Below are 10392 nucleotides of genomic sequence, written 5' to 3' on the forward strand. Positions count from 1 at the left end.
AAAGCCGTGGTAAAAACCAATGAGGATTGTCAACGGGTACAGCGCAGCCGGGGGGGATTTAACGGCGCTGCCGGTTTATGCGAACGGGGAGGGACATTCATCAATTTCATCTGTTTCTGGCAAGTTGTTGGTGTTTATTGGGTTAGTTCCTCCACAACACGCGAGTGAGAATAAGGAGGTCTTGTCGCGGATTAGTAAACGCGGCAATGTGATGTTAAGGACGTTAAGGTAAAACCTGAGGTTGATGAGGCTAATTCATGCGGTGGCTCGGTGAAGCCGCATATACGTTCTTTTCGTCAAAACTGATTGTTGACAACAACCCTGGGGCCATATACGTATAGACCAAAGCAGAATACGGGAAAATAATGATCTCGTCTATCATCCCCGTATTTCACTGCGCTTCATACAGGCTATTTGTTGAAAACCTATACTTTTAATCGCACCCCGCGCCAACTCTAAAATTGAATGTTGACAAGACACTAGTATAAAGTTGCTCGTTATTTAGGGTGCCCGCTTGGACTTCTTCTAAATGAAGTCCTGTTGGTTTCGCAATCAATAAGGGATCGCAGCATTTGACAGGCCAAGAATTGCTTTTCTTCATTTCGAATTTTTTGCTCGAGTCCTTTAGCTAAGCTTTGTCCTTCGGAGAGGCCTTTTTTAAGGCCCTTTTTTTGGAGTCTTTCAGCTACAGCTCCAGCGTGCTCAATGAGCACAACGACGTTTGTCTTAAATAGAAATACTCAAGGACATAATGTCACCTCCCATATTGGGTGATAATTCTTCATGAATCAGCTTAACAGCTTCAATGGGATTCTCAATATCAGCTTGGAGGAGATAAGTGATTCTGCTAATTAAGTTATGGGCGTTCGCTTGCTTCAATCGTTTTAACAAGGGTAACAATTCCTTAAGAAAAGCAATAAAATCTCGTGCAAAAATGTGTTTTTGAATGAGTTCCATAATACCTACCCATCACATCACCTTGAGCTTTTCATCACCCATTTGAGTCACATCAACAAGTGTAAAAGGTTTTAAGAGTACTTCTCGGGCTAATGGCTCTTCATCGCCAAATAGAGTAAAAAGATCCGTTGAATAGGGATATCGTTTTTTTCGTCATAAAAAATGAGAGGAACCACGATAGTTAAAGGAAGATAATCTTTCTTCTTGAGGTGATGATTAATAATACGAAGGATATATCATAAGAGACGGTAAGGCATTTAACTTATCAGGGTTGCGCCGATGTTCCACAATTATATAAAAATAACCAGGACGACAGTTAAGTTTCACCGAATAAAGAATGTTAGCCATGGAAGCTTTTAGGTGCTCGTCAATGAAACTGCTTTTTTGAAGATGCAGCGAATTTAAATCAGCCGCTTTCAGGATATTGTTTGGAACATGATATTCGAAAAATTCTTTAGCCACACGAGTGTCCGAGATGGCTGTTCGGAAGTAATAATTATGGGGTTTGTGAATTTTCTTTGCGAGCTGCCTGTTTGCAATTGAACTTAAGTTTGATATCGAAGCTTAGGTCCAATAACCAGATGTCACAATACCGGGTTCAAATCACTGAATCTAATAACTGAGCACTCGTTTTAACATTGTTTGAGTAGTTCGTTTTTTAATAAAATCATTTATGCCTGCGGAAAAATAGCGGGATTTGTTCTTACTACAGGAATAATGGGAGTTCTGCTGGTGCGTTCCCGTATCGCTTTGAAAACCCCCGTACGATTCATGTCTGAAAGATTGATATCCAAAAAATAAGATCGAATTTCTTGCAATAAAGAGCTAAAGTCGATTGTCCGTTTATAGCCAGTGTCACTTCGCAATTTAATTTTTTCAACAATTGGACATGAATTTTTTGAATGAACGGATTACCTTTGACTAATAGTATAAGTGGATTCTTTATTGGTTTTTTTGTAATCATTGTGCAGATGAGGCAACAGTATGCCTAACACTAAAAATGATCTCTGATGTGTGATACCATAGAAATGCATGGTTGAGGGAAGTGCTGGGCGATACTGTCGCCCCAAACCTATTTTATTTTGGGCCAGTGATGCTTCAATCGACATGCTGGTCTTTTTTATTATATTGAGTTACATTTGACATAAATGCTATAATCAGAAATTCACCAAATTTCTTGTGGGATTTTTCTTACATCGCCTCAAAAGTGGAGGGAATGACTATGGAAGCGTTTGAAGGAAGAACGCTTGAGCAGAGCAAAGCGGGTACAGGCGGCCTGAGAAATGACTAAACTGTCTCGATGAGAATTCGCCAAAAAATGAGGGATTGCAAAGACAACATTACAACATTGGGAGGACGGCGAAAAACATACACTTCCTGAAAAATCAGCAAGATGGTTTGTCAAAGCGCTTTTAAATTTAGGTGTTCATTGTAGCTACGATTGGCTAATGCACGGAAAACGATCTGCAGCGCAATATGCCGGCCATGTAATCTTTCAATAAGAAACGACGGATTTGCCTACTCATGGAGCACGTCAAAAAAAACGAGGATGAAGAATAAAAGAAGAGTTAACCTTTATCCCTAAGTAGAAATAAAAATACCGTGCATTTGGTCGTGTCGGATGACGCAGTGGAGCCTTGTTTTACTCAAAGAGAAGTTGTTGCGGGTCTTCGCGTTTACGGAAAAGAAATTGAAAAATTAATAGGGTTAGATTGCGTCGTGCTTGTTCAAGGAGGCGATCTGTTATTGAGGACGATTTTGAAAGGAGACATTGAAGGGTATTATCACTTAGGTTATACCAATCCTAAGACAATAGAGTCTAAACTTTTCCCATATAACTTTGAATTAGTAAACGCAGCGCTGGTCATTTGGGCTAGACACAACTCCCATCTCTATAAATCGCCGAAATGATACACGTAAAGCTAATAATGGATAAGGGTTATCACAAGACAGTCGGTGGAATAAGAGGCCACATTTTAAGGCGCTTTATTCATCTTTCGATGTTAATTATTCCTTTCCTTTATTACAGCTATGCAAAAAGTCGCTTCAATTTTTTCGGTTTATCTTCCAAATTTTTACTGCTCGTTATCATTGGCTTAATGCTTTTATTTGAAATCGTGCGTTTAAAACGGTGGTGGTTGCTATGGGGACAACGTGAAAGGGAAGGGAAAAATATTTCGTCTTTAGCATGGACAATAGTCAGTCTTTGTCTCGTTTTGCTATTGGCTCCTGGGAAACAATACGCCATGCCTATAGTTTGGTCCTGCGCTATCGTTGACCCTTTACTCGGTGAGCTGCGCCGTACTCAATTAAGTAGAACTTGGATCGTTTTTATTGGGATAGTGGTTGTTATGTTCATTTGGGGATTAGCCAGTTGGTGGTTTAAGATCGATTGGTTATTAGCGCTATTAATGGGACCGCTCGTGATTATTTTGGAATGGCCTAATTTTCGATGGGTGGATGATAATGCTTTAGTGCAATTGGTGCCGCTTTTGGTTATTCTTATTTTGTATGGACAATCAGAATCAGGAGGCTTCTCATGCTGACCTTGGGATGGGGTCATTTTATTTATCGTGGTAGCCGTTATTCTCGCCTTCAATCGAGTTTCGTTGGTGGTTTGGAGCATTAGCTACGCTCCTCTCCTTATTCTTGTTTCTCTCTTAAGTTCAATAACTCTGTGGGAAATGGTGAGTTTATGGGTGGTTTTTTACTCCTGGTTGTTTTATTTAATTTATTACCCTTACTCCGCCAAATTTTTTCAAAAAATCTCGTCTTTTTATCGCCAAAAAATGCCTCGTTTATCCTTGACGGAACGCCAGGCCTTAACTGTGGGGAATGTTGGCTGGGAAGGCGAACTATTTAGTGGCATGCCGGATTAGAATAAATTAAAAAATATACCGAAAGGTAAATTGTCACCCGAAGAACAAGCGTTTTTGGAAGGACCTGTTTAAGAGTTATGCGGTATGATTAACGATTGGGACATTAATCAGCGCTGGTTTACCATTCCCGATTTTATTTGGGAACACTTAAAGCAGCACGGTTTTTTTGCACTGATTATTCCGAAAAAATATGGGGGAAAGGAATTTTCCGCGTTAGCGCATACACAAATTCTTACGAAAATTTTGAGCGTTAGCATTGCCGTAGCCGTAGTGGTTAGCATCCTCAACTCACTGGGGCCAGCGGAATTGTTATTAGCTTATGGTACTGAAGAACAAAAAAATTATTATTTATCGCGTTTACCGAAGAGCGAAGAAATCCCTTGTTTTGTTCTGACCAGTCCTGTCGCTGGATCGGACGCTGCCTCAATTGAGGATACGGCATCGTCTGCCATTATGAATTTAATGGAAAACGAGAGCTCGCTATTTGATTGAATTTGGATAAACGTTATATTACCTTAGCTCCGATCGCCACTTTAATCGGTATTACCTTTAAATTATATGATCCCGATCACTTAATCGGTGATCGAGAAAATCTCGGCATTACCTGTGCACTTATCCCCGTTAATACACCCGGTGCTGTTACAGGGCGACGTCATTTTACTTTATGTTGTGCATTCCCAAATGGACCCACTCAAGGGAAAGATATGATTGTGCCGCTCACTTATATTATTGGTGCGTAAAAATGGCTGGTTGGGGCTGGCGTATGTTAATGGAGAGATTGGCAGCGGGTCCGGAGTATTTCGGTGCCTTCTTTAGTTAGTGGAAGGGTTAAGTGGGCGGTTTATGTGTCTGGTAGCCTACGGCCGGCGCATTCGCCGTCAATTTCACCTTCCTATTGGAAAATTTGGCGGTGTTCAAGAAGTGTTAACACGTATTGGCAGTTATATCTTTCTAATATTGGATCGCGGATTTAAATCGGCTGTCGCATCGGCAATTACCAAATATCATATTACTCAATTAAATCGAGAAGTGATTAGTCACGCGATGGATATTCACGGCGGTAAGGGCATTTGTATGGGGTCCAATAATTATTTAGCGCAAGGGTTTATTGAAAGCCCGCTTGGTTTTACAGTAGAATGAGCTAATATATTAACGCGTTCACTTATTATTTTTGGACAGGGGGCTATTCGTTGTCATCCTTATTTATTAAAAGAAATGACAGCGGTGAGCGAGAAAGATTTAAAAGCTTTTGACAAACCGATCTTTGCTTATATGGTATATGTTCTTTTGAACCAATTACGTGCTTTTTTTCTAGCAATTAGTAAGGGCTATTTCGGTCGAGTGCCTCGCGGCAAACTGCGGCGCTATTACCAATAATTTTTGCAATTTTCGGTAGCTTTTGCTTTTGTTTCTGATATGGCTATGTTGATAATGGGTGGCGAATTAAAGCGCAAGGAAAGATTATCTAGGCGTCTAAGCGACGTGTTAAGTTATCTTTATATTGGTTCTGCCGTCATGAAATATTATGACTTGGTAAATGAAGAAGAAATGACACCACTGATACAGTGGGTTTGTGAAAGTTTATCATATCGAACAGAAAGATGGTTAAATGAATTTTTAGTGAATTTGCCTAATCGATGGTTGGCCAGATATTTGCGTTTTATTATTTTTCCCTTTGGAAAATGCACAAAGCCCCCTACGGACAAATTAGGTCAAAAAGTGGCAGAAATATTTTTGTACCCAAGTCGGGTTCGAGAACGATTGGCGCAGCATGCTTACAGGCGATACACCGCATAACCCCATCCGTCCCATAAACTCCATTCTAAAAGAAGTTATTGCTGCCGAACCGTTGCAGAAAAGATTAAATCGAGGGTTAAAGGAAAGGAAAATTAAAGGAAAAACTTTTGAGGAAAAATTGCAAATGGCGGAGGCTGAAAAAATAATTACTTCTGGCGAAGCGGAGCAGTTGCAAAACGCATATGCAGCCCGTATGCGTATCATTAATGTTGATGATTTTAGATTTGAAGAATTGTCATCACGATTTGTAGAAGAGGAATTAAAATAATGCGAAAAATATGGCTAAAGAGTTATTCATCAGGGATCACTGAAATGCTTAACGTAGAGACTTATCATTCGCTTCAAGAAGTTTTAGAAGGTTATTGTAAACGATTTAAAGATAAAACCGCGTTTATTAATTTTGGTATTTCGACTTCTTATTCTCAACTAGATAAATTAAGCCGTGATTTTGCCACCTATTTGCAGAAACACCTCAAAATGAAGAAAGGAGAACGATTCGGTATCATACTACCCAATCTGTTGCAATTCCCTGTTGCTATGTTTAGCGCCCTTCGTGCTGGGTTGGTCGTTGTAAATTTTAATCCGTTATACACCGCCCGCGAGTTTGCTTTCCAATTAAAGGATGTTGGTGTGACAGGACTTATTGTTTTGGAAAGTTTTTCCCAGAGGCTTTCGCTAGCTTTGGAAAAATGTGAGATCAAACACGTTATCGTCACAAAAATTGGCGATTGTTTGAAGTGGAAAAAACCGGTAATTAATTTTATCGTTAAGTATGTTAATAAAATGGTTTCTTCTTAGGAAATTAAAGGTAGCATTTCTTTTAAAGAAGCCTTAAACAAAGGTGCTCAGTTACCTTTCGGAGAGGTGCCAATGAAGAAGGATGATATTGCTTTTTTGCAATACACGGGTGGAACGACAGGAGTTCCCCAAGGCGCGATGCTAACTCATCAGAATATTCTGGCCAACATAGCGCAGCGTAGGCGTGGGTGAAATCTATTCTATCAATTAGGAGAAGAAACTAGCGTAGGAGCGCTTCCTTTTTATCATATTTTTTCGCTAACGGTTTGTTGTTTTTGCTTTATGGCACTGGGAGCAACGTGTTTTTTGATTACTAATCCCTGTGATATTAAAGGATTTATTAAGAGTTTAGGAGAAAGTCAGATTACCATTTTTGTAGGGATCAATACTTTATTCAGATGAGGAAGGCTATGATTTACTGCTTCACGACCCAGGAGAGTTGTGCGTGTGATGCCTGCAGGTGATGGGAGGTTATTGGCAAAAGCTGGAGGAGACAGAAAAGGTTATTGATGATAATGGGTGGTTGCATACGGGAGATATTGTTCTGTTCGAATCGATGAGTGCGGCTTTATTTATTGGATCAAAAAAAAGACATGATTATTGTTTTGGGTTTTAACGTTTATCCAAATGAAATTGAAGATATTCTTACCTCTCATCCGGGTATTCGTGAGGCTGCTGTCATCGGCGTATCGAGTGGAAAAACAGGAGAACAAATTAAAGCTTTTATTGTTAAAAAAGATAAAAATTTAATGAAAGATGAGGTTATAAAACATTGTCGTAAATTTCTGACCGCTTATAAAGTGCTTAAAATTATTGAATTCCGAGAGGAGTTGCCAAAAACCAATGTAGGAAAAGTATTGCGTTGAGCCTTGCGAGATGAGAATTAATACCGTTAGCTAGTATGGAGTGAAGGAGAATACAGGAAGGATTAGGTTAAAAAAATCTTCCATATTATTACTCATAAGTCACAGCCATTTTCATTTTGAACTTCGTGATCTCGCGTTTAAGTTTTTAGTCTTTACCACTTCTGGGTAATGATAGGGGTCTTCTTAACTCACCAATTCTTTGAGATTCTGGAAATGTTCTAGTATTTTCGGGTTTTTGAGAGCGGTTAAGTTATTAACTGACTCGCCGTTAATAATTTTTTTACTGCTAATTCAACTATGTTACCGATTTTTTTGAGGTAAGTCGGGTACAGAGATAATTTTATTCGGTACATGATGAGCTGATAGATTTTGGCGAATGGTGGTTTGAATTTTTTCCGCAATAAATCAATTAAAGTAGTTTCTTTTTAGAGAACAACGAATAAGATAATTCATTCATCCCCTTTCCACTGTCGATTGGTAACCAGATAATCTAGAATTTCATTAATTTTTTTCGACTTGTTGGTAAATTTCGGTGGTGCCAATGCGGATTCCACCAGGATTAAGCGTGGTATCCGAGCGCCCGTAGATAATCATTGTACCGCGTTTTGTTATTTTAGCGTAATCGCCGTTGGCCCAGGTATTCGGGTATTTATCAAAATAAGCTTGGTGATATTTTTTGCCTTTAGGATCATTCCAAAAATAAATTGGCATTGAAGGGAAAGTACTTTTACAGACTAATTCACCTTTTTCTTCAATTACGGAATCCCAGCCGTCGTTAAAAATTTTTACATCCATGCCAAGGCCAATGCGCTGCAATTCGCCACGATAGACGGACAATAAAGGATTTCTTAAAGTGAAACAAGAAATAATATCGCTGCCGCCCGAAATGGATGACAATTGAATGTTGAATTTTACGTTGTTGTAAATATAATCAAAACTTTTAGGAAGAAGGGGAGAGCCTGTCGTTAAAATTGTTTTTAAGGATAAAAAATTATGTCTCTTTTTAAGGACTAAATCGAATTTTTCAGCCTAGTCTAAAATTTTTGTACCCACGCCAAAAATGGAAATACCAACCTTGTCGATTAAATCGAATAAAGCTCTGGGAGTAGGATAAAAGGCGCACCATCGTAAAGCACGACCGTTAGATGTTGAAGGAGAGTGCCGCTGGCGTTATGCACCACAGATTTTAATTTTCCGGTGGTTCCTGAAGAATAAAGAATCTAGATGGTGTGATCAAAGGGAAGTGCTTCAAAATAAAAAGGAAGAGAAGTTACACGAAGGCAGTCGGCATAAAGAGAGGCATTTTTTCACTCATTAATAGCGATATTTTTTTGATTATTAGGAACGATGATTGTGCGCGTTAGTGAAGTCAGTTGCTGCTGGAGTTGGTGGATTTTACCAAGATGATGATAAGTTTTTCCTTTAATAAGTATGGCTGTCAGCGGCGAATAATACCTTAGGTTTAATTTGTCCAAAACGATCTACAAGACCTTCTAACCCAAAATCCGCCGAACACGCTGACCAAATGGCACCAACACTAGCAGTCGCCAGCATGGCAATTACAGTTTCGATCTGCTTAGAGAGGACACCAACGACGCAATCACCAGGGGCAACGTGGAATTGACGTAAAAAAAATAGCAAGAGTAGCGACTTCCGTGTAGAGCTCAGCATAAGTAATACTCCGATAATACCCTGTTTCAGAAATAAAAATTAATGTAACGTCTTGGTTGTGATGCCGTAATAAATTTTTTGTAAAGTTAAATTTGGCACCTAAGAGCTATTGGAATTCTTCCATCCGCTTGCCTCTTAGCAAAATGTTGGTAGGTGCTCGCGAAGCGCTGATCCCAGAAAAATCCCAAACAGCCTTCCAAAAGAGTGCTGGCTGATCGATAGACCATTGGTGAAGTGCAGGATAATCGTCGATTTTTAACGAAAAACGTTTGTTAATATCCCGAGATAAAATGACTCATCTGACTTTGTAAGCGAATTTCCGAAGAGGGTTCTCAGAGTGGTTTTAAGGCTTCCATAACGCAAACTGTAGCGTCAATTAATAAACCAGGCCAGAGCCGGTTGCGCAAAATAGGAGGTAATGTTAAGGTTAGCCTGTCTCGTCCGCGTAGGCACGTAGCTCAGTGGTAGAGCACCACCTTGACATGGTGGGGGTCGTTGGTTCGATACCAATCGTGCCTACCAGTTTTTCATTAAAAATCAATTAATTAAAAATTTCCAACGCCGCTCCAATTCGCTTTTTAAGGATTATTTTGATAGGGCGCTCGGAAAAGATCAGATTTTTCGCAATAAAGCCTTATTTAGATCCATTAATAAAATGCAAACAAACCCCTATATTTTGTTTACTCTGAGTAGGAAGCGAAAAACAGACTGATGACCATCATAGCAATCGGAGCAATGCGCTCTCAGCCTCAAGAGTTTAAAGCTTTTATCCCTCACCCCTTTTCCCGTCAAGTTGTTTTTGAGTTTAGCTTTTAGCTGCTAATGGAAGACCGGGAACGATGTTAATCACTTTTTATTTATGGAAAGAAGGCTATTTGGAAACACCGGTTTTGTTTTATCTTCCTAGTTTAAAAAATACCAGCAACTTTATTGTGAAAAATTGACTGGTTTACCACCATGGAAAGATTTCTACTTGGATAGATTTTTTCTAAATGCTGTCATTGAAATAGTTAATGAAGCAATCGATGTCGTGGGTAAGATCGCTGTGCTGGGTGAAAAAGATATGGAGAAAATACAAGCGCTCAGCAAACGTACTTTAGAAAGTGCTATAAAAATTTTACCAAGATAGTTTGCTCAACATATCGCAACGAATGTCACCATCCAAAAATGGACGAGCTACACTCGTCCAGGGGCACAGGCGATTATAGAGCGGTTTATCGCCATTGGAATTTTAAAGCCGAAAGATAAAGATAGGAAATATGGGCATTCTTACGTTTATAAAGCATATTTGGGTATTTTATTAATAATTGAGAGAGTTAAAAGAGGATTTTTGAAAAACCTCTTGTCCTAAATTTGTCCGCTTTTTAAGTAGAAAAAGGTCAGCCATTAGCTTCTGTTGATCAAGAGGGAAATAGCCAACTGGT

At 39.3% G+C, this 10392-nt stretch carries 9 protein-coding genes, 1 tRNA gene and 7 pseudogenes; 13 read left to right on the forward strand and 4 right to left on the reverse strand.

The features are described from left to right. Nucleotides 1-226 (forward strand): annotated as a pseudogene (locus OWO34_RS03610) (transposase); the annotation flags it as partial. A gap of 500 nt (nt 227-726) precedes the next feature. Here the strand turns inward: OWO34_RS03610 and OWO34_RS03620 are convergent. From OWO34_RS03620 to OWO34_RS03630, 3 genes and pseudogenes are all read right to left on the reverse strand, one after another. Beyond that, complete coding sequence (locus OWO34_RS03620; protein WP_267256585.1) at nt 727-957, reverse strand: hypothetical protein; 231 nt, start codon at nt 955-957, stop codon at nt 727-729. 216 nt (nt 958-1173) lie between these two features. Further along, a complete protein-coding gene (locus OWO34_RS03625) occupies nt 1174-1419 on the reverse strand; it encodes an Rpn family recombination-promoting nuclease/putative transposase (protein WP_267256586.1) in 246 nt (81 codons plus the stop codon). A gap of 150 nt (nt 1420-1569) precedes the next feature. Then, nucleotides 1570-1921, reverse strand: a pseudogene (locus OWO34_RS03630) (response regulator). Between the two features lie 215 nt (nt 1922-2136). Here OWO34_RS03630 and OWO34_RS03635 point away from each other — a divergent pair. From OWO34_RS03635 to OWO34_RS03680, 10 genes and pseudogenes are all read left to right on the forward strand, one after another. Then, nucleotides 2137-2248: pseudogene (locus OWO34_RS03635) on the forward strand (hypothetical protein). Nucleotides 2249-2282: 34 nt separating this feature from the next. Next, nucleotides 2283-2868 (forward strand): annotated as a pseudogene (locus tag OWO34_RS03640) (helix-turn-helix domain-containing protein). Between the two features lie 17 nt (nt 2869-2885). Next, nucleotides 2886-3503 (forward strand): hypothetical protein, encoded by a 618-nt coding sequence (locus OWO34_RS03645; RefSeq protein WP_267256587.1) that lies wholly within the window; start codon nt 2886-2888, stop codon nt 3501-3503. A gap of 27 nt (nt 3504-3530) precedes the next feature. Continuing rightward, nucleotides 3531-3836 carry a hypothetical protein gene (locus OWO34_RS03650; RefSeq protein WP_267256588.1) on the forward strand — a complete coding sequence of 102 codons (306 nt, stop codon included), beginning with the start codon at nt 3531-3533 and terminating at the stop codon, nt 3834-3836. Nucleotides 3837-3920: 84 nt separating this feature from the next. After that, nucleotides 3921-4328, forward strand: coding sequence for an acyl-CoA dehydrogenase family protein (locus OWO34_RS03655; protein ID WP_267256589.1), 408 nt, complete (start codon nt 3921-3923; stop codon nt 4326-4328). A 2-nt stretch (nt 4329-4330) separates the two neighbouring features. Further along, nucleotides 4331-4576 carry a hypothetical protein gene (locus OWO34_RS03660; protein WP_267256590.1) on the forward strand — a complete coding sequence of 82 codons (246 nt, stop codon included), beginning with the start codon at nt 4331-4333 and terminating at the stop codon, nt 4574-4576. Nucleotides 4577-4655: 79 nt separating this feature from the next. Further along, a complete protein-coding gene (locus OWO34_RS03665) occupies nt 4656-4976 on the forward strand; it encodes a hypothetical protein (RefSeq protein WP_267256591.1) in 321 nt (106 codons plus the stop codon). A gap of 75 nt (nt 4977-5051) precedes the next feature. Beyond that, nucleotides 5052-5901 (forward strand): annotated as a pseudogene (locus tag OWO34_RS03670) (DUF1974 domain-containing protein). Between the two features lie 44 nt (nt 5902-5945). After that, a pseudogene (locus OWO34_RS03675) lies at nt 5946-6833 on the forward strand (AMP-binding protein). Nucleotides 6834-6991: 158 nt separating this feature from the next. Then, the gene (locus OWO34_RS03680) at nt 6992-7297 is read left to right on the forward strand and encodes an AMP-binding enzyme (protein WP_267256592.1); all 306 of its coding nucleotides are present in this window, start codon (nt 6992-6994) and stop codon (nt 7295-7297) included. Between the two features lie 183 nt (nt 7298-7480). Here the strand turns inward: OWO34_RS03680 and OWO34_RS03685 are convergent. Next, a pseudogene (locus tag OWO34_RS03685) lies at nt 7481-9267 on the reverse strand (AMP-binding protein). Nucleotides 9268-9415: 148 nt separating this feature from the next. Here OWO34_RS03685 and OWO34_RS03690 point away from each other — a divergent pair. Continuing rightward, a tRNA-Val gene (locus OWO34_RS03690) sits at nt 9416-9490 on the forward strand. 418 nt (nt 9491-9908) lie between these two features. Beyond that, on the forward strand, nt 9909-10097 hold the full coding sequence (locus OWO34_RS03695; protein WP_267256593.1) for a hypothetical protein: 189 nt from the start codon (nt 9909-9911) through the stop codon (nt 10095-10097). Nucleotides 10098-10392 lie beyond the last annotated feature (295 nt).

Origin of the sequence: Coxiella endosymbiont of Ornithodoros maritimus (assembly GCF_907164965.1) — a bacterium.
Taxonomy (GTDB): Bacteria; Pseudomonadota; Gammaproteobacteria; order Coxiellales; family Coxiellaceae; genus Coxiella.